Source organism: Acidovorax sp. sif0632 (genome assembly GCF_019218805.1).
Lineage (GTDB): Bacteria > Pseudomonadota > Gammaproteobacteria > Burkholderiales > Burkholderiaceae_C > Acidovorax > Acidovorax facilis.
This window is the reverse complement of sequence record NZ_JAHUWW010000002.1, coordinates 240,459-263,729: the sequence shown is the minus strand read 5'-3', so window position 1 is coordinate 263,729 and position 23,271 is coordinate 240,459. Positions and strand designations below refer to the sequence as shown.

20 protein-coding genes are annotated in these 23,271 nt (G+C 65.5%); 13 read left to right on the top strand and 7 right to left on the bottom strand.

Features of this window, described 5'->3' with window-relative positions; genetic code table 11:
* Positions 1-237: 237 nt before the first annotated feature.
* On the top strand, positions 238-453 hold the full coding sequence (locus KW832_RS06250) for a hypothetical protein (protein WP_218299250.1): 216 nt from the start codon (positions 238-240) through the stop codon (positions 451-453).
* Between the two features lie 85 nt (positions 454-538).
* Positions 539-1,078 carry a DUF924 family protein gene (locus KW832_RS06245; RefSeq protein WP_218299249.1) on the top strand — a complete coding sequence of 180 codons (540 nt, stop codon included), beginning with the start codon at positions 539-541 and terminating at the stop codon, positions 1,076-1,078.
* 185 nt (positions 1,079-1,263) lie between these two features.
* Here KW832_RS06245 and KW832_RS06240 read toward each other — a convergent pair whose 3' ends face one another.
* Entirely contained in the window at positions 1,264-2,199 is a 936-nt protein-coding gene (locus tag KW832_RS06240; protein ID WP_218299248.1) for a succinylglutamate desuccinylase/aspartoacylase family protein, read from the bottom strand.
* A 104-nt stretch (positions 2,200-2,303) separates the two neighbouring features.
* Here KW832_RS06240 and KW832_RS06235 point away from each other — a divergent pair, with 104 nt between their 5' ends.
* On the top strand, positions 2,304-5,438 hold the full coding sequence (locus KW832_RS06235; RefSeq protein WP_218299247.1) for a WD40 repeat domain-containing protein: 3,135 nt from the start codon (positions 2,304-2,306) through the stop codon (positions 5,436-5,438).
* 60 nt (positions 5,439-5,498) lie between these two features.
* Here KW832_RS06235 and KW832_RS06230 read toward each other — a convergent pair whose 3' ends face one another.
* A complete protein-coding gene (locus tag KW832_RS06230; protein ID WP_218299738.1) occupies positions 5,499-6,947 on the bottom strand; it encodes an efflux transporter outer membrane subunit in 1,449 nt (482 codons plus the stop codon).
* A 91-nt stretch (positions 6,948-7,038) separates the two neighbouring features.
* Here KW832_RS06230 and KW832_RS06225 point away from each other — a divergent pair, with 91 nt between their 5' ends.
* The 4 genes from KW832_RS06225 (at position 7,039) to KW832_RS06210 (ending at position 12,777) form a co-directional block, all read left to right on the top strand.
* Positions 7,039-7,656, top strand: coding sequence for a TetR/AcrR family transcriptional regulator (locus KW832_RS06225; protein WP_121419489.1), 618 nt, complete (start codon positions 7,039-7,041; stop codon positions 7,654-7,656).
* Positions 7,657-7,739: 83 nt separating this feature from the next.
* On the top strand, positions 7,740-8,855 hold the full coding sequence (locus tag KW832_RS06220) for an efflux RND transporter periplasmic adaptor subunit (RefSeq protein WP_218299246.1): 1,116 nt from the start codon (positions 7,740-7,742) through the stop codon (positions 8,853-8,855).
* On the top strand, positions 8,852-11,935 hold the full coding sequence (locus tag KW832_RS06215) for an efflux RND transporter permease subunit (protein WP_218299245.1): 3,084 nt from the start codon (positions 8,852-8,854) through the stop codon (positions 11,933-11,935). Before KW832_RS06220 ends, KW832_RS06215 begins: the two co-directional genes overlap by 4 nt.
* Positions 11,936-11,970: 35 nt before the next feature.
* A complete protein-coding gene (locus KW832_RS06210; RefSeq protein WP_218299244.1) occupies positions 11,971-12,777 on the top strand; it encodes an oxidoreductase in 807 nt (268 codons plus the stop codon).
* 280 nt (positions 12,778-13,057) lie between these two features.
* On the opposite strand, the gene soxR is transcribed toward KW832_RS06210, so the two are convergent.
* Positions 13,058-13,522: a redox-sensitive transcriptional activator SoxR gene (gene soxR, locus KW832_RS06205; RefSeq protein WP_304505251.1), complete on the bottom strand. Its 465-nt coding sequence runs from the start codon at positions 13,520-13,522 to the stop codon at positions 13,058-13,060.
* A 214-nt stretch (positions 13,523-13,736) separates the two neighbouring features.
* Between soxR and KW832_RS06200 the strand changes: the two genes are divergently transcribed.
* The 3 genes from KW832_RS06200 to KW832_RS06190 all read left to right on the top strand — a co-directional run bounded on the left by KW832_RS06200 (position 13,737) and on the right by KW832_RS06190 (position 15,717).
* Positions 13,737-14,186 carry a RidA family protein gene (locus KW832_RS06200; RefSeq protein WP_218299243.1) on the top strand — a complete coding sequence of 150 codons (450 nt, stop codon included), beginning with the start codon at positions 13,737-13,739 and terminating at the stop codon, positions 14,184-14,186.
* A gap of 41 nt (positions 14,187-14,227) precedes the next feature.
* Complete coding sequence (locus KW832_RS06195; RefSeq protein WP_370628639.1) at positions 14,228-15,508, top strand: MFS transporter; 1,281 nt, start codon at positions 14,228-14,230, stop codon at positions 15,506-15,508.
* 65 nt (positions 15,509-15,573) lie between these two features.
* The gene (locus KW832_RS06190; protein WP_199727021.1) at positions 15,574-15,717 is read left to right on the top strand and encodes a hypothetical protein; all 144 of its coding nucleotides are present in this window, start codon (positions 15,574-15,576) and stop codon (positions 15,715-15,717) included.
* Between the two features lie 121 nt (positions 15,718-15,838).
* On the opposite strand, the gene KW832_RS06185 is transcribed toward KW832_RS06190, so the two are convergent.
* Complete coding sequence (locus KW832_RS06185; RefSeq protein ID WP_055398881.1) at positions 15,839-18,142, bottom strand: bifunctional diguanylate cyclase/phosphodiesterase; 2,304 nt, start codon at positions 18,140-18,142, stop codon at positions 15,839-15,841.
* A gap of 158 nt (positions 18,143-18,300) precedes the next feature.
* Positions 18,301-19,278, bottom strand: coding sequence for a ribosome biogenesis GTPase YlqF (gene ylqF / locus KW832_RS06180; RefSeq protein WP_218299242.1), 978 nt, complete (start codon positions 19,276-19,278; stop codon positions 18,301-18,303).
* A gap of 94 nt (positions 19,279-19,372) precedes the next feature.
* Here ylqF and KW832_RS06175 point away from each other — a divergent pair, with 94 nt between their 5' ends.
* A complete protein-coding gene (locus KW832_RS06175) occupies positions 19,373-19,624 on the top strand; it encodes a hypothetical protein (RefSeq protein ID WP_218299241.1) in 252 nt (83 codons plus the stop codon).
* An 11-nt stretch (positions 19,625-19,635) separates the two neighbouring features.
* On the top strand, positions 19,636-19,851 hold the full coding sequence (locus tag KW832_RS06170; protein ID WP_055398886.1) for an oxidoreductase-like domain-containing protein: 216 nt from the start codon (positions 19,636-19,638) through the stop codon (positions 19,849-19,851).
* 86 nt (positions 19,852-19,937) lie between these two features.
* Here the strand turns inward: KW832_RS06170 and gshA are convergent, their stop codons facing one another.
* Positions 19,938-21,464 carry a glutamate--cysteine ligase gene (gshA, locus tag KW832_RS06165; RefSeq protein WP_218299240.1) on the bottom strand — a complete coding sequence of 509 codons (1,527 nt, stop codon included), beginning with the start codon at positions 21,462-21,464 and terminating at the stop codon, positions 19,938-19,940.
* Positions 21,465-21,535: 71 nt separating this feature from the next.
* A complete protein-coding gene (locus KW832_RS06160; protein WP_218299239.1) occupies positions 21,536-22,444 on the bottom strand; it encodes an SDR family oxidoreductase in 909 nt (302 codons plus the stop codon).
* Between the two features lie 359 nt (positions 22,445-22,803).
* Between KW832_RS06160 and KW832_RS06155 the strand changes: the two genes are divergently transcribed.
* Positions 22,804-23,085, top strand: a complete 282-nt coding sequence (locus tag KW832_RS06155; protein ID WP_218299238.1) for a DUF427 domain-containing protein — start codon at positions 22,804-22,806, stop codon at positions 23,083-23,085.
* The last annotated feature ends 186 nt before the right edge of the window (positions 23,086-23,271 follow it).

Below are 23,271 nucleotides of genomic sequence, written 5' to 3'. Positions count from 1 at the left end.
CTTCCCCCTCTCTCGCTGCGCGGGAGGGGGACGCCACCGGTGGCCTGGCAAAGCCAGTTCCACGGTGGCACTGGTCTGGGCCGTGCCAGTTTCATGCGCTGAGCCAGGGACAACGACAACCTTGCAGGTGGCGGCACCTGCCCGCGCCGTCGCACGGCATGGTCTTACACCCCGGCAGGCGCATGGGCGGTGCAATAGGAGGTCCATCACATCGGCACCACCAAAAAGGAATTCACCATGACCCAGCACGCCACCATTGCAGGCCACGTTACCTACACCCCGGGTGACGGAGCCCCCTTGACCATTCCGAAAGGCCCCGTGGAGCTGGAGCCTTCCAAAGACAGCACCACCTTGAGCTGGACCGCAGACAACGATGCCGTGGGCTCCGCCGCGATCCCGAAGGACCAGTTCAACCAGTATGTGCGCGAGGGAAAAATCCGCCTCCAGAACTGAGATGTCAGCATCGGATACTATGAAATTAATAGCTGCTAGCGCTTTATGATCAAGCGCCAGAGCCCTATTTCATTCCATATTCACGATGCAAGCCGAAGACATCCTTCATTTCTGGTTCGAAGAACTCACCCCCGCCCAGCACTTCGCACAAGAAGACGCCATCGACGCGATGATCCGTGTCCGCTTCGGTGCCACCTGGCAGGCAGCCCGGCAGTGCGAGTTGTGGAGCTGGCGCGGCACGCCCCAAGGCCGCCTGGCGGAAATCCTGGTGCTGGACCAGTTCTCGCGCAACATCCACCGGGGCTCGCCGCTTGCGTTTGCGCAAGACGCCCAGGCGCTCGTCCTGGCGCAGGAGCTGGTGGCCGGGCAGCACGACAAGGCACTCGCCCCCGCCCAACGCGCCTTTGCCTACATGCCCTACATGCACAGCGAATCCGCCGCCATCCATGCGCAGGCGATGGTGCTGTTTGACCAGCGGGGGCTGGAAAACAACCTGAAGTTCGAGGTGGCGCACCGCGACATCATTGCGCGCTTCGGGCGCTACCCGCACCGCAACGCCGTGCTGGGGCGCACGTCCACAGCGCAGGAGCTGGCCTTCCTCGCGCAGCCCGGCTCGTCCTTCTGAGCCTGCCGGTCCTTGCCGGTCAGGGATGTCCTGCATAACCCTCGCGAGGCGGTGGTAGTGCGGATCGGGATGGGACGCAAGGCGTCTTTTTGCAGCCAATAGCCCAGCTATTGGCAAGAAAAGCAACGCAGCGAACCGCCCGAGGCCGCGCTATCACAGACCGCAGGGAGTTATGCAGGTCATCCTCAGATCGGCCGGGTCAGGTACACCGCCTCGCGGCCCACGATGGGCTCGCGCGTGGGCATCATCACCGTGCAGTCGTCGCACAGCGCGCGGATCTCGTGCGGGCCATCGGTGGCGATGAGTTCGCCCTGGGCAAACACCTCAAAGCCCTGCACAGGCCGTGTGAAGCGGAAGTCCGGCGTGCGCACCATGCAGGTCTCCAGCAGTTCATAGCGGCGCTGCGGGCCTGGCGCTGGGCGGTTGGCAGCGGCTTCGACCAGCCCGAAATGCGCCAGAAAATCCAGCGCCACGGCCGTGGCCACGTCGGCCGCCGACTGGCGGAAATGCTGGCCACACTCCACCACCAAAGCCACCCCATCGCTCTCAGCCAGCCCATGGCGGCCGTGCTGGATGAGCGGCGTGCCCGAGCCCAGCCCGCTGGGCATCACCAGGTGCACCGGCGGACTGCCAATGGCCAGCGCCACCTGCGCATTGCGCGGATAGGCGGGGTACACCCAGAAAGGCTGCACATCCTGGCTGGTGGAGTGGATGTCCAGGATGTGATCGGCCGCAGCCACCACCGGGCGCAGCGCACGGGCGCGGTCCAGCTCGGGGCTTGCGGCCGTGCCGTCCAGCTCACCGGCGGACCAGATGCGGTTGAGGTTGTGCACCAGCTGGCGGCTTTCAAACGGACGGGTCGGGTCAAACGACGCATACGCCGCCACGTTGGCAAAGCTGATGGTCAGCGTGCCAATCCGCGGGCGCACGCCCGTGTCCAGCAGGTGCGTGGCCGCCACCATGCCGCAGATCTCGTTGCCATGCGTGAGCGCATTGATGAGCACGTGGGGGCCCGGCTGACCCGATTCAAAACGGTGCACGTAGTCGATGCCCACATTGCCCTGGCGGTAGGCAGACAGGTCGCGGGGAAGGACTTCGAAAACGGGAGAGTTTTGTGTCATGGCGGGCAATTAATAAGACAACACATCATTCTCCGCGCAAAGCAAAAACCACATGGCGCGCGGTGTACGATGCCCCGCCCGTTGTTCCACCGCCCCGCCGCACCATGCCCACTGCCCGACTTTGCCCGCTGGCCGATGTGGCCGCCCGACTGCCCGCCGACAGCTGGATCGCCCAGCGCCTTGCAGAGGACCCGGATGCGCTGGTCACGGAAACCGTGCTCTGCATCACCGGCGATGTGCAGGTGCCCGAGCTGCACCTGGATGCGCCCCTGGCCAGCGGCAGCCCGCTGCGGGCGCTGCTGCAAGGCGGCAACAACACCAACCAAGCTCCCACGGGCCAGCCCTTTCTGATCCTGATCGAAGGCCATCTGCAGATCGACGGCGCGCTCACCTGCGACGACACCGATGGCGCCACGCACCTGGTCGTACTGGGCGACGCGCGCATGCACAACGCCGTGGTGGGCGGCCAGCTGCTTTATGTGCAGGGCGCGCTGCAAGTGGCCGACCTGCTGTGGGGCGACTACAACCACGGCGGGCTCACCGTGCGTGGCGGGCTCACGGCGCGGGTGGCACTGTTCACGGATGAATACCCCGTAGACATCACCGGGCCCGAACAGGTGGAGTTCCTCATGGACGAGGTGCGCGGCGTGCCGCACCTGGCGGAGTTCTCCAGCGAAATCGTAGGCATCGTGTTCCTGCCTGAGTTCCATGACGGCATCGACGATGGCGAAAGCGGCGTCAGCTACGTGCTGGACCGCGCCCGCGTGGTGGCCGCCGTGCGCGCGGGCGAGAACGCCACGCGCAGCAGCGCCGAGATCCACGCGCTGATGCCCCTGGAGGCCGACCTGTTCGCCGATGAGGCCATCAGCGTGCGCAACATCCTGGCCACCGTGCACACGCCCGTGATCGGCCCCAAGGAGCACACGGCCACCGGGTGGTTTCAGCAGACTGATTTTTCGCTGTGCCAGCGGCATGTGGACGCCGATGGCGACCAGCGCGATGACAACGTGTTCATCACCGTCTGGAAGACCTGGGACTTCTACCTCTCGGTGGCGCAGGTGCCCGAACGCCAGGGGCTGCTGGCGCGCCTGGCCGCCGCCGTGCGGGGCCACAAGGCGCCCACCACCGCGCAGCTCACGCTGGTGTACCGCGCCTATAGCGAAGGCGAGCCCGGCGAATGGCTGCCCCTGGCACCCGACACCGCCCCCGAAGCCTGGCAGGCCTGCACGCGGGCCTGGCGCGGCGTCTTGGACTACCTGCGCAAGGCCGTGGGCCAGCACCGCGCCCGCTACCCGCTGTACCAGCGCCTGGTAGCCGAGCTGACCGCAGAGCGCATCGAAGAATTTACCTCCCTGCCTGTGTTCACCGAGCGCTACAACGACTGGTGGGACAGCGACAAGAACGGCTGGTGGGAAGGCGACGTGTGGGTGGGCGCACGCCAGCCCTGCATGCACGAAGGCGAGCCTTGGGGCCGCGCCCTCAAGCTCAGCTGGGAAAACGGCGACGAAGCCCCCGGCGACGAAGACGACAACGCCCACAGCGCCTACCAGATCAACGTGGAAGCCGCGCTGGACGGGCCTGCCGTGGTGGAGTTCACCTATGCGCAGCGCCAGAGCGATGCCCGCGCCACCCTGCCCCGCAGCGCCGCCGACCACATAACGCGGCTGCTGCGTTTTTACGGTGCGGTCCAATTGCGCGTGCGCGATCAGCACGAACAGGAGCAGGCCCGTCAGGCCGAGGCGCGGCGCATTGAAGCCGCCGTGCACCTGCTGGCCACGCCCCCGCTGGCGCTCGACCTGCCCGATGCAGCGGTCTTCCCGGTGGAGCTGATGACGCTGTCCGACCAATGGCAGGCCGATGGACAAAGCTATGTGGCCGCCATCCGCGCGCGCCAGCTCGCACTGGATTCGGCCGAGGCGCAGGAAGGCAATGGCGATACCGAAGAAGAAGAAGAAGAAGAAGAAGAAAACGAAGACAGCGACCCGCCCTCCGACCCGCGCAAGGCGGCCGCAGCCACCGTGCTGCAACTGGCCCGCGTGGTCAACACCCACGCCGACGAAGACCTGGCCGATCGCTTTCGCCAGCGCTTTGCATTTGCCCCCGACGCCTTCGTGCGGCACGCCGCCGATGCGGGCCGCTTCATCGGCCTGGTGTTCGCGCTGGACGACGGCCGCGTGCTGGCGCGCATCGGCGCCCCCTACGACGACACGGCGCACTGGGTGGCCCTGCAGGGCCTGCGGCACATCCCCTTGCCCGCACTGCGCGGCCTCGGCCGCTCGCCCAACCGGCGCTGCTTTGCGCAAAGCGACGGCGAGCACATCACCACGCACGATGGTTTTGACGGCCCCGTCATCGCCCGCTTTGCACTGCCCCAGGGCAACGAAGCACTGCCAGCTCAGGTGGTGGTATCGCCCGGCCCCCTGGGCCAGCGCTGCGACGAGCTGATCCCCTTCAACGACGGCCAGCGTGTGCTGCTGCGCAACCCCACGGGCGTCTATCTGTTGCACGCCGAGGGTGCCGCGGAAGCCAGCAGCCCCGTGCAGCGCATCCACCCGCAAACCTTTGACGAAGACGGCCCCTACACCTGGCCCAAGAACCAGCAGGACGAATCGGTGAACGGCGCCGAGGTCACGATGCTGGCGCTCGACATGCTGCACATGGCCCTGTCACCGGACGAGCGCTACATCGCCGTGGGCGACCAGGACAGCGTGCACATCCTGCTGAACGCCCGAGGCCAGGTGGTGCGCCGCTACGAGCCCCTGTCGTCCTACCCGCACCACACCGCCTTTTCACACGACGGCACGCAGCTGCTTGCCAACTCCTGCCACTTCTACGGGGGCTGCACGCTGGCCGCGCCAGTGAGTGCAGCGTTGCCAGACCTCGCGGCAGACGGTGGAGAAGAAGAAACACACGAAGCCCCGGCCATCAACACCCAGTGGCGCGTGTATGCATCTGCCACCGTGCCGGGCATGGTGGTGCTGGGCGATGCCAATGGCTACCTGCACGCCCTCAGCGACGACGGGCGCCCGCTGTGGCGCCACCACATCGGCAGCACCATCAGTGCCATGGACATGTCGCCCGACGGCAGCACCCTGTGGGCCGCCAGCTACGGCGGCTACCTGGTGCACCTGGAGCGCGTGGAGACGGGGATGGACCCGTATTCCATCGGCACATCGCCGTATGCGGAGGTGCGGCGGTGGATCTTCTGGAGCGATGAAACCGGGCCGTTGCGGTGGTAGGCGATGTGACCGTACTCGTCGGAAGTTAACGCTGCTTTGGGCGTGGCGATTGAACGTGGACTAGGTCGGAGATGCACCGGACTCCCACCCTCCCCCCAGTGCTTTGAAGATGGCCACTGCCGCGCGGGCAGATTCCGTCTGCACCTGTACACGCGCATCGGCAGCCCGGAGCAAGGTCTCATCGGCGTGCAGGACTTCGATCAAGCTGACAACGCCTTTTTGGTAGGCAGAGAACGTCGCTGCGCGAGCGCGCCCCAGCGAATCGACACCGGCCTTCAGCACCAAAACCTGCTCCTGGCGCCTGGAAAACGCGGAGAGCGAGTTTTCCACATCTTCCGTGGCCCGCAGCGCCGCCAATCGGTAGGCGGCCAGCATCTCTGCCTCCTGGCCCTTGGCCTGCTCTATCTGCGCATTGATGCGCGCGAAGTCGAAAAGACGCCAGCGCAGCCCGAGCACGCCTGTGGCCTGGCTGGCGCCGCCCGAGAACAGGCTGCCGCTGGACACAGACGTTGCACTCCCCACCAGGCCGCTGAGAGAGAGTTTGGGGTAGTACTCGGAGATGGCGGCGCCAATGCGCGCATTGGATGCAGCCAAGCGGCGCTCCGCAGCGATGAGGTCCGGCCTGCGCCTGAGCAGCTCGCTCGGCGAGCCCGTCGCAATTCCTTGGGGAGTTGCCAGAATGCCGCCCGGCGCGGTCAGTTCTGCGCGGTGGGTGCCCGGGGGAGTTCCCAGGATGACATCCATGGCGTTCATTACCGTGTCCAAGGAAGCGTCCAGCACCGGGATCGCTGCTTGCGCCTGCGAGAGCGCCCCCTCCGCCTGGCTCACCTGGAGCTCTGCCGCAAGACCCTTACTGTGCAGCAGCCTGACGTTGGACAGCAGGTCGTGTTGCGTCTGCACCTGCTGGCGGGCCACGTCTCGGCGGGCCTGCAGGCCGCGAATCGTGATGTAGATATCTGCGGTCTGTGCCGCCACGGCCAATCGGGTGGCAACAGCACCAGCCTCCGAAGACTGGTATTCGGCGGTGGCCGCCTCCCGCCCCCCGCGCAGGCCGCCAAACACATCCAGCTCCCAGCTTGCGCCCAGGTTTGCCTCGTAAGCGCTGCCATACCGGTCAAAACCCGGCGTCGAACTCAAGACCTGTCCCAAGGGTGTTTGCGTGGACTGATAGGCCCGCGCAGCCTGGCCCGACACGGCTGCGGACGGCAACAGTGCGGCGTCGGCCGCGCCCAGCCCCGCACGCGCCTGGGCGGCCCGTGCAGCGGCTTGCGCCAGATCGAGGTTTTGCGCCAGCGCGAGCGACACGAATCGCGTGAGTTGAGGATCGCCAAACGCAGACCACCAGGAGGCCAGTTCGGCGGCGGCCTTCTCTGGCTGTTGATTGCTGCCGGGCTGATCCTGGTAATGCCCAGGCAGGGAAATCTCGGGCCGGACATAGTCCGGCCCCACGGCGCAGCCGGCGGAGAGGCTGGCCACAAGAAGGGCGGCGAGTGTGCGTTTGGGCAGCATGGTTTTTTCGGTCATGGTTCAATTGAATTGTGACCATAATACCAAATAGTCACTCGTTGTCTAGTCACCAAGACTGGCGTAAGCTTTGCCCATGACCAAAACAAGCCATCCCACCGCCGCAGGCCGGGGCCCTGCGGACCACGAGGTGCGAAACCAGATCGTGACCGCCGCCACCGAGCACTTCAGCCGCTACGGCTACGAAAAAACCACCGTGTCCGACCTGGCCAAGGAGATCGGTTTTTCAAAAGCCTATATCTACAAGTTCTTCGAATCCAAGCAGGCCATCGGCGAGATGATTTGCGCCAACTGCCTGAGCGATATCGAGAGCGAGGTCCGGGCGGCCGTGGCCCAGGCCGATCGGCCACCCGAGAAGCTGCGGCGCATGTTCAAAGCCATTGTGGAGTCGAGCCTGCGTCTCTTTTTCCAGGACAGAAAGCTCTACGAGATCGCCACCTCTGCGGCAACCGAACGCTGGCAGTCCACCATCGTGTATGAGGAGCGCCTGCAGGCGCTGTTGCGGGATGTCTTGCAGGAAGGCCGGCAGACCGGCGACTTCGAGCGCAAGACGCCGCTGGATGAAACCACTGCAGCCATCCACTTGGTGATGCGCCCCTACCTCAATCCGCTGATCCTGCAGCACAGCCTGGACTACGCCAACGAGGCGCCCACCCAGTTGTCCAGCCTGGTCCTGCGCAGCCTGTCCCCATGAGCGAAAGTTTATTTGTGACTATTGACTAATTTGGTCACAATAATCACAATGAAAGTCCCGATCCATCTGCACAAGGGACTTTCATGCTTCGGCCTCGCCTCGCCACTCTGTTTCTCATTTCTGCCTTGCCGTTGGCGCTGGTCGCCTGCGGCGAAAAGGCTTCTTCCGATCCACGCACCGAAGCGCCGCTGGTGCGCGCAGCCATTGTTCAAGAGGCCGCAGCTGCCTCCAGGGCGTTCACGGGTACCGTAGCGGCCCGGGTGCAGAGCGACCTGGGCTTTCGCGTCTCGGGCAAGGTGCTGGAACGGCTGGTGGATGCGGGGCAGACCGTCAAACGCGGGCAGCTGCTCATGCGCATCGATGCGGTCGATCTGAAACTGGCCGCCCATGCGCAGCAAGAGGCTGTGGCCGCTGCGCGTGCCCGTGCTCGCCAGACGGCGGACGATGAAGCACGGTACCGCGACCTGCGCGGCACAGGCGCTATCTCCGCTGCGGCCTATGACCAGGTGAAGGCGGCTGCAGACGCAGCCCAGGCGCAGCTCAGTGCGGCCGAAGCCCAGGCGGATGTATCCCGCAATGCAAGCCGTTATGCCGAACTGGTGGCAGACGGCGACGGCGTCGTCGTGGAAACGCTGGCCGAACCCGGACAGGTGGTGAGCGCCGGGCAACCGGTAGTCCGCCTGGCCCATGCAGGCCGCCGCGAAGCGCTCGTGCAGCTGCCGGAGACTTTGCGCCCCGCCATAGGGTCGCAGGCACAAGCCACCTTGTTTGGCAAGGAGGAGGCCGCCGTCTCGGCCAAGCTGCGACAGCTTTCCAGCTCGGCAGACCGGGTGACGCGCACCTTCGAGGCCCGCTATGTGCTCGAAGGGGATTTGGCCAACGCGCCCCTGGGCACCACGGTGGTGGTTCGCATTCCGGACGAAAAGTCCTCTGCGGCGGCGGGCCTGCAAGTGCCCATCGGCGCCTTGTTCGATGCGGGCAAGGGCCCAGGAGTTTGGGTGCTTCGCGGTGAACCGGCCAAGGTTGCCTGGCAGCCGGTGGCCGTCCAGCGCCTGGACGATGCAGGCGCCTACGTGACGGGCCACATCAAGCCCGGGGAGCGAATCGTCGCACTGGGTGCGCACCTGTTGCGCGAAGGCGAGCAGGTCCGGCTGGCAGATCTTGCGGCAGCTGCTCCGAAGGAAGGAGCACGTCCGTGAGCGAAGGCCGTTTGAACCTGTCGGCGCTCGCAGTGCGCGAGCGCGCCATCACCCTGTTCCTGATCTTCCTGATCTCTGCAGCAGGCATTCTCGCGTTTGCCAAACTCGGGCGCGCTGAAGACCCGCCTTTCACCATCAAGCAGATGACGATCGTTACGGCGTGGCCTGGCGCCACGGCCCAGGAGATGCAGGACCAGGTTGCAGAACCCCTGGAAAAGCGCATGCAGGAATTGCGCTGGTACGACCGCACAGAAACCTTCACCCGCCCCGGCCTGGCTTTCACCATGGTGTCGCTGCTGGACAGCGCACCGCCGTCGCAAGTGCAGGAGGAGTTCTACCAGGCTCGCAAGAAGATCAGCGACGAGGCGAGGAAACTGCCTGCTGGCGTCATCGGCCCTATGGTCAACGACGAATATGCAGACGTGACCTTTGCGCTCTTCGCCCTCAAGGCCAAGGGTGAACCCCAAAGACAGTTGGTCCGCGACGCGGAAGTGTTGCGCCAGCAACTGCTGCATGTGGCGGGCGTCAAGAAAGTCAACATCATTGGGGAACAACCCGAGCGGATCTACGTCTCGTTCTCCCATGATCGCCTGGCCACGCTGGGCGTGGCGCCGCAGGACATTTTTGCCGCGCTCAACAGCCAGAACGTGCTGACGCCCGCAGGCTCCATCGAAACCAAGGGACCACAGGTTTTCCTGCGTGTGGATGGCGCGTTCGACACGTTGGAGAAGATCCGGCAGACCCCGATCATCGCGCAGGGGCGGACGCTGAAGCTGTCGGATGTGGCGACTATCGAGCGCGGCTATGAAGACCCCGCAACCTTCCTGGTGCGCAACGGCGGCGAGCCAGCCCTGCTGCTGGGCGTCGTGATGCGCGACGACTGGAACGGGCTCGATCTGGGCAAAGCGCTGGAGGCCGAGGTCACCAAGATCAATGCAGAACTCCCCGTGGGCATGACGCTGACCAAGGTGACCGACCAGGCCGTCAACATCAGCTCGGCAGTGGACGAGTTCATGGTCAAGTTTTTCGTCGCCCTGCTCGTCGTGATGGTGGTCTGCTTTGTCAGCATGGGCTGGCGTGTGGGCATCGTCGTGGCAGCCGCCGTGCCGTTGACGCTGGCGGCGGTGTTCGTGATCATGGCCGCCTCTGGCAAGAACTTTGACCGGATCACGCTGGGCTCACTCATCCTGGCCCTGGGCCTGCTGGTGGACGACGCCATCATTGCCATTGAAATGATGGTGGTGAAGATGGAAGAAGGCTACAGCCGTGTGGCGGCCTCGGCCTACGCCTGGAGCCACACGGCAGCCCCCATGCTTTCTGGCACCCTGGTCACAGCCATTGGCTTCATGCCGAATGGTTTCGCACGCTCCACGGCGGGTGAATACACCAGCAACATGTTCTGGATCGTAGGCATTGCATTGATTGCGTCCTGGGTGGTGGCGGTGGTTTTTACGCCTTACCTGGGCGTCAAGCTGTTGCCTGACCTCAAAAAGGTCGAAGGCGGACACGACACCATTTACGACACACCGCGCTACAACCAGTTCCGTCAGCTGCTTGGCCGCGTCATTGCGCGCAAATGGATTGTTGCAGCCTCCGTCGTCATCCTGTTTGTGGTGTCGGTGCTGGGGATGGCGCTGGTCAAGAAGCAGTTCTTCCCCACGTCCGACCGGCCGGAAGTGCTGGTCGAGGTGCAGATGCCCTACGGCACGTCCATCGAACAAACCAGCGCTGCGACGGCCAAGGTGGAGGCTTGGCTGGCCAAGCAGGAGGAGGCCAAGGTCGTGACCGCCTACATCGGCCAGGGTGCCCCGCGCTTTTTCCTGGCCATGTCGCCCGAGCTGCCGGACCCGTCGTTCGCCAAGATCGTGGTGCTCACCGGCAATGACAAGGAACGGGAAGAGCTCAAATTCAGACTGCGCCATGCGGTGTCAGATGGCCTGGCGCCGGAGGCACGGGTGCGTGTCACGCAAATCGTGTTTGGCCCGCCTTCGCCCTTCCCGGTGGCATACCGCGTCATGGGGCCCGATCTGGACAAGCTGCGCGAGATTTCCGCCGAGGTCAAGGCGGTCCTGCAGGCCAGCCCGATGATGCGCACCGTCAACACGGACTGGGGCCCGCGTGTTCCGACCTTGCATTTCACACTCGACCAGGACCGCCTCAATGCCGTGGGACTCAGCTCCAGCTCCGTGGCGCTGCAGCTGCAGTTCCTGCTGAGCGGAGCCCCGTTGACGGAGGTGCGCGAGGATATCCGCTCGGTGCAAGTGATGGGCCGGGCCGCAGGCGATGTCCGTCTCGACCCCGCGAAGATTTCGGGCCTGTCGCTGGTGGGATCGAGCGGGCAGCGCATCCCGCTGTCGCAGGTGGGCAAGGTCGATGTGCGCATGGAAGATCCCATCCTGCGTCGGCGTGACCGCACGCCGACGATCACGGTGCGCGGCGACATTGCCGAAGGTTTGCAGCCTCCGGACGTATCCACGGCCATCACCCAGCAACTGAAGCCCCTCATGGACAAGCTGCCTGGCGGCTACCGCATCGTGGAAGCAGGCTCTATCGAGGAAGCCGGCAAGGCGACGGTCGCCATGCTGCCAATCTTCCCGATCATGCTGGCAGCCACCCTGCTCATCATCATCCTGCAGGTTCGCTCCATCTCGGGGATGGTCATGGTCTTCCTGACCAGCCCGCTGGGCCTGATCGGCGTGGTGCCGACACTGCTGTTGTTCCAACAGCCCTTTGGCATCAATGCGCTGGTAGGCCTGATCGCGTTGTCCGGCATTCTGATGCGCAACACGCTCATCCTGATCGGGCAGATCCGCGAAAACGAAGACGCCGGACTCGACCCATTCCGCGCCGTGGTGGAAGCCACCGTGCAACGTGCCCGCCCGGTGATCCTCACCGCCCTGGCCGCGATCCTGGCGTTCATCCCGCTGACGCACTCCGTGTTCTGGGGAACGTTGGCCTACACCTTGATCGGCGGCACGCTGGCCGGCACGGTACTGACGCTCGTGTTCCTGCCCGCGATGTATTCGATCTGGTTCGGCATCCGGCCCATTCGCTCAGCCCCCGCGCCTGCATCTATCTGATTCCCCTTGCGAATCTCACTATCAAAGGAACTGCCATGTCGAAATCCAAAGTTGTCGTTGTTACCGGCGTGTCCTCGGGCATCGGTCGTGCTGCCGCCATGAAGTTTGCCGAACAGGGCTGCCGGGTTTTCGGCACCGTGCGCAACACCGCCAAAGCGCACGCCATTCCCAACGTGACGCTCGTTGAGATGGACATCCGCGACGAAATGTCCGTTGAAAGCGGCATCCAGACCATCATCGCGCAAGCCCAACGCATCGACGTGCTGGTCAACAGCGCGGGGGTGACTCTGCTGGGCGCTGCGGAAGAAACATCTGTGGAGGAGGCTCAGAAGCTGTTTGACACGAACCTCTTCGGCGTCTTGCGCGTGATCAAGGCAGTGTTGCCGCACATGCGCGGGCAGCGCTCTGGCCGCATCGTCAATGTGAGTTCGGTGCTCGGATTTTTGCCCGCGCCCTACATGGCTCTCTATTCAGCGTCCAAGCACGCCGTTGAAGGGCTGGCTGAAACGCTGGACCACGAAGTGCGCCAATTCGGTATCCGCGTCTCGCTGGTCGAGCCCTCCTTCACCAAGACCAACCTGGATCTGAACGCGCCCCAAACGGTGGCCCGGATTGCTGACTACAGCAAGGAGCTGGACGTCGTGTCGCAAGCGATCCAGAGCAACGTGCAGAAGGCGCCCCCGCCCCAGGGCGTGGCCGGCACCATCGTCCGTGCCGCGCTGGGGACTTGGAAAATGCGCCACACACCCAAGGGTGAAGCGTCGATGCTGGCCAAACTGCGCCGCTTCATGCCCGCAGGCCCTGTCGGGAAGGGCTTGCGCAAGTCATTCGGGCTTGCGTGACGGCTCATGCCGATACCCCATACATCCACCGCAGGTCCCGCCCCCGCAAGGGCGGCCGCAGATGGAGTACCGAATTACGCAACGGGAGACAAGCATGAATGACGATCAAAAGGCATTGGTCTGGGCCCTTCAGCAGTCGGAAGCGGCTCAACGCATGCGTGATGGCGGTGGCGGGCCTGGGCACGCGCGGGCGGAGCAGATTGAGGGGATGAATGGGCAGGACCTTCAGGAATCCATGCGTCCCTTTCGTCGGCGGGCGCAGCAAATCACACATCGCCTCTCAAAAATGCGGCCCAGGCCCCTCCTCTGCGAGCGCATCCTGCGCATTGCGCAGCGGGCAGACCTTGAGCGACAAACAACCGCAGCCAATGCATCCATCCAGCTGGTCGCGCAACGCCGTCAGCGTGCGGATGCGCTCGTCCAGATCGTCGCGCCAGCGGGCGGACAGGCGGCGCCAGTCGGCCACCGTGGGCGTGCGCCCGGCGGGCAGCGCCTGCAAGGCCTCGGCGATGGCGGCCAGCGGCACGCCCATGCGCTGCGCCACCTTGATCACCGCCACGCGGCGCAGCACGGAGCGCGGGTAGCGCCGCTGGTTGCCCGCATTGCGCACACTGGCGATCAGCCCGCGCGATTCATAAAAATGCAGGGCCGACACGGCCAGCCCGCTGCGGCTGGCGACCTCGCCCACCGACAGCTCGGATTTTTCGCACAGCTCGGACGGGTCAGCCTGCGCGTCCGCTACCACGCGGGCGACGGGAATGCGGAGCTTGCCTGGTTTCACAACAGCTTCTGCAAGGGCTTTCTTCACGGCGATTGACCTCAATTTAACTTGAGGTTTGATACTAACCCACGAAGCCCTTGCAACCGCCGCCGATGCCGCTGCGACTGCGGTCGCCCAGGCTTTCCGGCAATTCCGCCGTGGGTTTCACCTTCACATCCCCTCTCAGGATTTCTGCACCATGCGCCTTGATACCGCAACAACCCAGCGCCCCGCCACGGCAACTTCCGCGCTGCGCTTCATCAACCCGCCGGGCCTGTACGACCCGCGTGCCAATGGCTACACCCATGTGGTGGTGGCGCCCGCCCCGGCACGCACTGTCTTTGTGGCGGGCCAAGGTGGCGAGAACGCTGCGGGCCAGCTGTCTGCCGACTTTGGGGAGCAGCTGCGCCAGGCGTTCACCAACCTGCGTATCGCATTGGCAGGCGCGGGGGCCAGCGTGCATGACGTGGCCAAGCTCACCGTGCTGGTGGTGGACCACACCGAGCAGCGGCTGGCGCTGTTCAGCCAGGCGGTGCGCAGCCTGTGGCCCGATGGGGCGGCACCAGCCTGCACGCTGATCCCGGTGCCCCGGCTGGCGCTTGACGGCATGCTGATTGAAATCGAGGCCACAGCAGTGATGCAGGCATGAGCTGTGCATGCACACCACGCCAGGCAACCACTGTCCCCAAGATGAGCACTCCACCGCACTCCCGCTCCGCATCCACCACACCGCCCAGCACGCCCCACCCAGAGGCGACAGGCCTCAGCACGCCGGTGCTGCTGCTCATGGCCGTGGCCTGCGGGTTGTGCGCGGGCAGCAATTACTTCAACCAGCCCCTTCTGCACTCCATTGCCACGCAGTTGCAGGTGCGTGACGCCTCGGCGGCGCTCATCGTCACGCTGGCACAGGTGGCCTACGCGGCGGGTTTGTTGTTGTTGGTGCCGCTGGGTGACATGCTGGAGCGGCGGCGGCTCATCACCACGCTGATGTTGCTGGCGGCCCTGGGGCTGTTCACCAGCGGGTTTGCGGGCAGCTACGCCCTGCTGGCGCTGGGCACGGTGCTGACGGGGCTGTTCTCGGTGGCTGCGCAGGTGCTAGTGCCGTTGGCGGCCACGCTGGCTGCAACGGGCCGCAGTGGGCGCGCGGTGGGGATGGTGATGAGCGGGCTGCTTGTGGGCATTCTGGCGGCGCGCAGTGTGGCAGGACTGCTGTCTGAACTGGGCGGCTGGACGCTGGTGTACCGCGTGGCGGGCGTGGCCATGGTGGCCGTGGCGCTGGCGCTGTGGTGGGTAATGCCCCGCTCGCGAAACGCTGGGCGGGCCCAGGGGTATGGCCAGGTGCTGCGCTCTCTGGGCACGCTGGCCCTGCGCCACCCCCGGCTGCGCAGCCGGGCCTTGCTGGGCGGGCTGTCGTTTGCGTCGGTCAGCGTGTTGTTCTCCACCATGGCGCTGTTGCTGGCGGGGCCTGCCCACCGCCTGGGCGATGCGGGCATCGGCCTGGTGGGGCTGGCGGGCGTGGCCGGTGCACTCATGGCCAATGTGGCGGGCCGCATGGCCGACCGTGGTCAGGCCCAGGTGGCCACGGCCGTTTCGGTGGGGTTGCTGCTGCTGGGCTGGGGCGCGCTCTGGCTGGGCGCCACCAGCCTGGTGTGGTTTGTAGTGGGCATGCTGGTGGTGGACCTGGCGCTGCAGGGCGTGCACATCAGCAATCAGAACGTGATCTACCGGCTGGACCCCACGGCCCGTGCGCGCATCAACGCGGTGTACATGACCAGCTACTTCACGGGCGCGGCCAGCGGGTCGGCGCTCGGGTCCGTGGCCTGGCTATGGGGCGGCTGGGGCGCCACCTGCGCGCTGGGTGGGAGCATCGCGGTGCTCAACGCCCTGGCGCTGGCGCATGACCAGCGCCTGGCTCTGCGAGCGCAGCCTGCGGCAGCGAACCCCGCTGCGGCGCAGCCCGCCGTGCGCTGAAAGGGGCCGGTTTGTGACGTACCATCCCGGCACGGTCCCATTCCGAGACCTTTACAGGAGGCACCATGGCCAAAGGCGAACAACGCAGCAACAAGATGGCAAAGAAACCCAAGAAGGACACTTCGCTGCCCAAGGAAAGCGGCGGCTCTGACCGCCCCATGCCACCGGTGACCGCCGTCATCCCGCGTGGCAAAGAGAAGAACAAGTAAGTCACCAAGCACCCGCAGGCCGTTGCGCTGAGGCGCGCATGCGCCGACAAGCCGTTTGCTATCATAAAAATAGCTGCCAGCGCTTTACCAATAAGCGCTGGCAGCTATTTTTGCTTGAAATTCAGCCTTCATCCTCCACGGTGGCGGTGCCCACCAGCGCTGCACGGGCCAGCCAGTCGGTGTCGGGCTCGGGGCGCCCGAAGAGGTAGCCCTGGTACACGATGTCGGGAGCACGTTGGCTCAGGAAATCCGCCTGGTCGCGGGTCTCGACCCCTTCCGCCACCACGCGCAGGCCGAAGTGGCGGGCCACCGACAGGATGCCTTCCACCAGCACTCCATCGTCGGCATTGGTGGGTGCGTCGCGCACAAAGGAGCGGTCGATCTTGATCTCCTGGATCGGCAGGCGCTTGAGATAGGCCAGCGACGAATAGCCCGTGCCAAAGTCGTCCAGCGACATGTCCACCCCCAGCGCCGCCAACTCGCCCATCTTGGCCACGGCGTCGTCAAAATCGTCGATCACCAGGCCTTCGGTCACCTCCAGGGTGAGCAGGCGCGGGTCGGCGCCGCTGGCAGCCAGCATGGCGCGCAGCTGCGGCACAAAACCCGCCTGCCGGAACTGCCGGGCACTCAGGTTGACCGACAGCCGCAGTCGCCGCTCCTGAAACAATGGCTGCGCCAGCAGCGCGCAGGCATGGGAGAGTACCCAGCCGCCCAGGCTCACGATCAGGTCCGACTCTTCCGCCACGGGGATGAACACGCCCGGCGCCACCAGGCCGTCGCGCGGATGCTGCCAGCGCACCAGCACCTCAGCCCCGGTGATCTGGCCCAACACGTCTACCTGCGACTGCAGGTACAGCCGCAGCTCGCCCGCACCGATGGCCTGGCGCAGCTCGCGCTCCACGCGAAAGCGCTGCTCAGCCGCCTCGCCCATGCCTTGCTCGAAGAAGGCCGCCCGCCCACCACCGGCCTGCTTGGCGCGGTGCAGCGCCGTGCCTGCACGGCGCAGGGCGTCGTGCGCAACATCGTTGGCGCTTTGCGGATAGAGCGTGATGCCCACGCTAGCACCCAGCTGGGCTTCTTCGGTGTCGTTGTCTTGCAGGTGCAGCGGCCGCAGCAACGCTGTCTGCAGCTTTTCGGCAAAGGCCAGGGCACGCCGGCCCGCCAGCGAGGCGTCTGCGCCCAGGCCGTGGAGCACCACGGCAAACTCGTCGCCCGCCACACGCACCAGCAGGCCCTGGGGGGGCAGTATCTCGGACAGGCGCAGCGCCACGGCGCACAGCAGGCGGTCGCCCATCTCGCTGCCGCGTGCATCGTTGAAGGTGGTGAAGCGGTCCAGGTCCAGCAGCAGCAGCGCGTGTTGCGTGGTGGGCGGGCGGCCCGCGCGGCCCTGCAGCGCAGACAGCCGCTCCATCAGCGTGAAGCGGTTGGGCAGGCTGGTGAGGCTGTCGAAATGCGCCAGGCGATGAATTTCCTGCGCTGCGCGCTTGCGCTCGGTGACGTCCTGCTTGAGCTCTACATAGTGGCTGATGTGGCCGTCAGGCTGGCGGATGGGGGCCACCACCACGGCCTCGGCAATCTCGGCGCCGTCCTTGCGGCGGTTGACCTGCTCGCCCGCCCAGCTCTCGCCGCGTGCCAGGGTGGCGCGCAGGCCGTCCCGCTGCGCGGGCGCCAGTCCATTGCTGGAATAGTCGGCCGATGCCTTGCCCACCACTTCATCGCGCTCATAACCCGTGCGGCGCACGAAGGCGTCGTTCACGTACTCGATGTCTTCTTTCAGATCGGTAATAACGATGCTCTCGGGGCTCTGCTCCACCGCCCGCAGCAGCTTGCGCAGTGCAGCCTCGCTGGCAGCCAGGTTGGTAGCGGTCTGCTGCGCCTCCTGCACCCGGCTCATGTAGTTGCGGCGCGACAGCAGCGTGGCCGCTGCCGTCAGCACCAGAATGCCTGCCAGGTACACCGCACCGGCCACCCGGTTGGCCACCTGCACCGGCTTGAACATGCCCTGGATGTCGGCCCAGATGAACCCCAGGAACAGCAGCGCCGTGAGCCCCACCAGCGTCAGGGTGGCCCTGGCCCCCAGCAGCCAGCCGGCCAGTACGATGATCACCGGGTAGTTGAGCAGGTTGGGGCCATTCACACCGCCATTGCGGGCCGCCACCAGCGACACCGATACCCACACGCCCCACACCAGCAGGTGGGCCGCCTGCGTCCAGCGCTGCTGGCGCGCCAGCCACAGCGCTGAGCCCCCCACCAGGCCCGCCACCAGATTGAGCGCCACACGCGCAGGCTGCACGGGGTCGTCAAACATCAGCAGCACGCCGATGACGCCGCCGAGCAGCATCACGGCCCACCCTGCCACACGCACCAGATGGCGTGTGGTGGCGTCTTCGTGGTCGGGCAGCGGAACAGCGGGGGCTTCGGCCATGGCGACGGGGGTTGCAGGGGGGAAGGCCATCGTAACCGCAGCCTTAGAACCTGTTCAAGTTCTTACGGATCGGCTACCAGCAAAACGCCAGCAGCGGCGGCCACGCAACGCCGACGGCGGGCATCCTGCGCGCCCGCTGGGATGCGCCGGGAACCCGGTCAGTCCGTGCCGTCGTCGCTGCCCGGCGCAGGCTCCCGCACACCCGAGCCCTTGCCTTTGGACTTGGCGCGCGCATCCTTCTTGGCCTGGCGCTTGGCGTCTTCGGCCAGGCCCGCAGCGCGCCAGGCTTCAAACTCGGCGGGCGTCTCCAGCGTGATGCGGCCCAGGATGGCGGTGCGGAAATCCGTCATCACGATCTCGGCTGTCTTTTGCAGGTTGACCTTGCCGCCGCCCAGCATGGCACCGCGTTTGCGGCCAATGGCTTCGAGCAGCTCTTCGTCGTGCATCGTTGCCACGGCCCCCTCGGGCAGGCCCAGTTTGTAGCGAGCCTCCAACAGTGGGGCGTAGTTTTTCTGCAGGCGGCGCAGCAGCTCCAGCGCCACCAACTCCTCGTCGTAGGCATTGCGGCCCACCGCGCCGCTGGCGGCCAGGTTGTAGCCGCTTTCGGGCACCACAATGCGCGGCCACAGCATGCCGGGCGTGTCCCACAGGTAGAAGTCGTCGGCCAGGGTGATGCGCTGTTCCAGCTTGGTGATGCCGGCCTCGTCGCCCGTCTTGGCCTGGCGCTTGTTGCTGAGCGTGTTGATGAGCGTGGACTTGCCCACGTTGGGCACGCCGCAGATCAGCACCCGCATGGGCTTGGCCATGCCGCCCCGGTTGGGCGACAGCAGGTGGCACGCGTCAATCAGCTTGCGCGTGGGGGCCGGGTCGGACGCATCGAGTGGCAAGGCGCGCGTGTCGCTCTGGGCGTTGTACCAGTCCACCCACTGCGCCGTGCGCTCGGGGTCGGCCACGTCCTGCTTGTTGAGCACCTTGAGCGTGGGCTTGTGGCCGGTGATCTCCGCCAGCAGCGGGTTGGCGCTGGAGCCGGGCAGGCGGGCGTCCAGCACCTCGATCACCACGTCAATGTCCTTGATGCGTTCGGTGATGGCTTTACGGGTCAGGTGCATGTGACCGGGGAACCACTGGATGGCCATGCGGGGGTACTTTCTTCTTGGTTCAACAGGTTCTAAGGGTGGCAAGGATAATCGCGGTCCCACTTGCCCTACGCCACGGCGTTGTTTGACCTTCATGCCAGCCCCTCTCGACACCCCGCGCAAAGCCACCGCCACCAAGGCCCACAAGGATCTGCTGTTCAAGAGCGTGACCTTGGCCCTGATTGGCCTGGTCATCCTGCTGGCGCCGTACGTCGCCCGCTCTGACAGCGTGCGCGATCTGATGAGCCAGGCGGCCCTGGTGGGCTGGTTTGCGCTGGTGCTGGGCATTGCGTTTGGGGTGCAGTACGCCGTGCGCCGCGCCAAGTCCGGGCGCCACAAGCCGTGACTTCACTCACCATGGCAACCCCGGCCCGCGCTGTGGACGGCGCGACCGCGCAGCAGATGTTCCAGTCGCTGCAGCAACGCGCTGCAGACATGGGCATTGCGCTGCGCACCCCGCCGCCCGAGCCAACGACCTGCTGTGGGCGCGGGTGCAATGGCTGCGTATGGGAGGGGTTTCTGGACGCGGCCGAATACTGGCGGCAAGAGGCGCTGCTGCAGCTGCAAGGCTGAAATTAGCGTCTAAACAGCCTCTAGCGCTTGATGAATAAGCGCAAGCAGCTATCAAATCAGGAGTTTCCTGACGCCTGCGTGCCCCATCACCCGAGCTCCTTCACCGCCATGTACTGCTCGCGCCATTCTTCAAACGGCAGCGTGTCTGCCGCCTCGATGGCTTTCTGCGCGGCAATCGATTCATCTGCCATCGCCAGGTAGCGCGCCTGCTGTTCAGGCGTCCACGGCAGGCCCAGCAACGCGTCGCGCGCAGCGATGGACTGCTGGCGGGCAAAGGATTCAAAGCTGTTGTGGTGACTCTGCACGATGCTGTCGAGAACGCGGGCCGATGGTGTGCGCTCGGGCGCAGCCATCAGCGCGCGGGCATCGCGCAGCGCGGTGCTGTAGTCGTCGGTGCCATGGGTGGCATCCAGCGCGGCAGCCAGCGGCTCGCAGGCGGCCAGCACCTCGGCACCCCATTCGGTCAGCGGCACGCTCTGGCCGTTGCGCGACAGGTGCAAACCGGGCTCGCGGCCACGCTCTGCGGTGAGGTGCTGGTTCTGCTTGAGTTCGGCAATTTCGGCCGGTGTGTCCGGCGGGCTGTCGGACAGCAGGCAGTGCAGCAAAAACACGTCCAGCAGGCGCATGGTGGGCGCGGTGATGCCCACGGGCACAAACGGGTCCAGGTCCATCAGGCGCACTTCAACGTATTCCACACCCCGTTCGCGCAGCGCGTGCAGCGGGCGCTCACCGGTGCGCACGGTGCGCTTGGGGCGGATGGTGCCGTAGAACTCATTTTCGATCTGCAGCAGGCTGGTGCCCAGCTGGTTGTAGTCGCCACCGGGGTTGCGCACGCCCACGGTTTCGTAGGCGGGGTACGGCTTGGTCAACGCCTCGTGCAGCGAGTTGGCGTAGCCCGTCAGGCCGTTGTAGCTCACGGCCAGCGTGGCCTGCGCGTCGCTCTGGTAGCCCAGGCGGCCCATGCGCAGCGACGTGGCGTGGGGCAGGTACAGCGCGCTGCCGCCCTCCATGCGCTCCAGTCGGTGCTCGCGCCCTTCCACAAAACAGGGGCACAAGGCGGGCGACGCGCCGAACAGGTAAAGCAGCACAAACGCGTGGCGGCGGAAGTTGCGGATGAGTGCGAAATACTGCTCGCTGTCCACGCCCGGCAGCGACCAGTTGTAGTGAATGCCCGAGATGGTCTGCATGCGGCGGCCATAGCGGTGGCCCAGGCCCATGCGGTACACGCTCTTGGCGCGGCCCACATTGGAGCTGCCATAGCGGCCAATCGGAATCGTCTCGTCGGTGGGCAGGCCGCAGGGCATGCTGGAGGCCCACAGCAGCTCGCCGCCGCTGTCCTTGAGGGTGTGGTGCACGAACTGGTGCACCTCGGTCAGCTCATCCAGGCACTTCTGCACGCCCTTGTGGGCGCCGGTGATCAGCTCCAGCTGCGACTCGCTGTAATCGGTCGTGATCAGCGGGTGCGTGAGGGCAGAGCCCAGGGCCAGCGGGTGGGGTGTAAGGGCCAGGCCGCCGGTGGGCAGCACGCGCAGCCCTTCCTTTTCGATGCCGCGGCGAATCCCCCCCAGGGCGTCCGCCGGGTAGGCGGCCAGTCTCTCGTGCAGTGTGCTCATATGTTTATACCGATCCAACTTCTGTCGGCCCGGAACTTAGCACGTTGAGCGCTGGCCCGCCTCTGGGGAAATCAAGCCCTTGCGGCCAAGGCCTTTCCAACTTCGTTGGTTCCTTGGGCTGCGCCACTTTGTGGTACTTGCTCACCGGCACGGTCCGTCACCTGGGCCAGGTGGGCCGCCAGTTGCTCGGGCACATCAGCGCCAATGCCCAGATGAACGCCCTGCGTCAGGGTGATGTGGGCGGCCTCGAACGTGCCCGCACCCGCACACAGGATGGTGCGCGTGGGCGCGCTTTCGTGCGCCAGCACCAGCATGGCGGGCACCACGGCCTCGGGCTTCAGGGCGTCCAGCACTTCCTGGGGCATCAGGCCCTCGGTCATGCGCGTGGCGGCCGTGGGGGCCAGGGCGTTCACGTGGATGTTGTACTTGGCGCCCTCGATGGCCAGGGTCTGCATCAGCCCCACCTGGGCCAGCTTGGCCGCGCCATAGTTGGCCTGGCCGAAGTTGCCGTACAGGCCGGTGGACGACGTGGTCATCACGATGCGGCCATATTGCTGGGCCACCATGTGCGGCCACACGGCCTTGCAGCAGTTGGCGGCGCCCATCAGGTGCACATCCACCACCAGGCGGAAGTCGTCCATGCTCATCTTGGCGAACGACTTGTCGCGCAGGATGCCGGCGTTGTTGACCAGGATGTCCACCCGGCCCCAGGCGTCGATGGCCTGCTGCACCATGGCCTCGACCGCGGCAAAGTCGGTGACCGACGCGCCATTGGCCAGCGCCTCGCCGCCCGCAGCGCGGATTTCATCGACCACGGCCTGCGCCGCACCCACGGTACCGCCGCTGCCGTCCACCGCGCCGCCCAGGTCGTTGACCAGCACCTTGGCGCCGCGCGCTGCCAAAGCCAATGCATGCTGCCGGCCCAGGCCACCGCCTGCGCCCGTCACGATCGCCACACGGCCTTTGAAATCAATACCCATGGTGAAGGTTCTCCTGTCCTGTTGTCTTGGTTGGTCCATCAATCAGTGGAATAGAAACGAAACGCATCTCTCTAAACCGCCTCTGGCGCCCATCCCCAATGTGCGGGCACCGCGCGCTGCACTGTAAGCCACGCGGCGCTGGCCGCCGGTTGCGCAGGCGACTGAATAAATGAAGGCATATCCGCCTAAAACCCTGCGTTCCCAGAGGCCCGTGCACAGCTGCGGCGCATTGGGAATAATCGGCCTCGCAATCCCGTTCCGGGGGCTTGCTGCCGCAGCGGCACCCTTTTACTCACAATTTCATAGCTAACAGCGCTTATAAATCAAGCGCCAGCGGCCATTTTTACCAAGGATTTCCCATGAAAGCAGTCTGGAACGGCGTAGTAGTTGCCGAAAGCGACGACACCGTGGTGGTGGAGGGCAACCACTACTTCCCCGAAAGCGCACTCCACCGCGACTACTTCACCTTCAGCAACCACAAGACCACCTGCGCCTGGAAGGGCCAGGCCAGCTACCTGTCGCTGCTGGTCAACGGCGAAATGAACACCGACGCCGCCTGGTTCTACGTCGACCCCAAGCCCGAAGCCGAAGAAATCAAAGGCCGCGTGGCGTTCTGGAAGGGCGTGAAGGTCACCCCCTGAACACCCCGGAGCCCACCACCTGCGGGTTATCCCTGCCAGCACTGGACAATCATGTGGATAAGTTTTGACAAGCCCTGTATGACAACGCCAAGTGCTTGATTTGTAAAGAATCACCCTGCACTGCCTCATTTTTAGGCAATGCAGAACAGCATGGCGATGGTTATCCCGTTCTGCACTGGATAATGG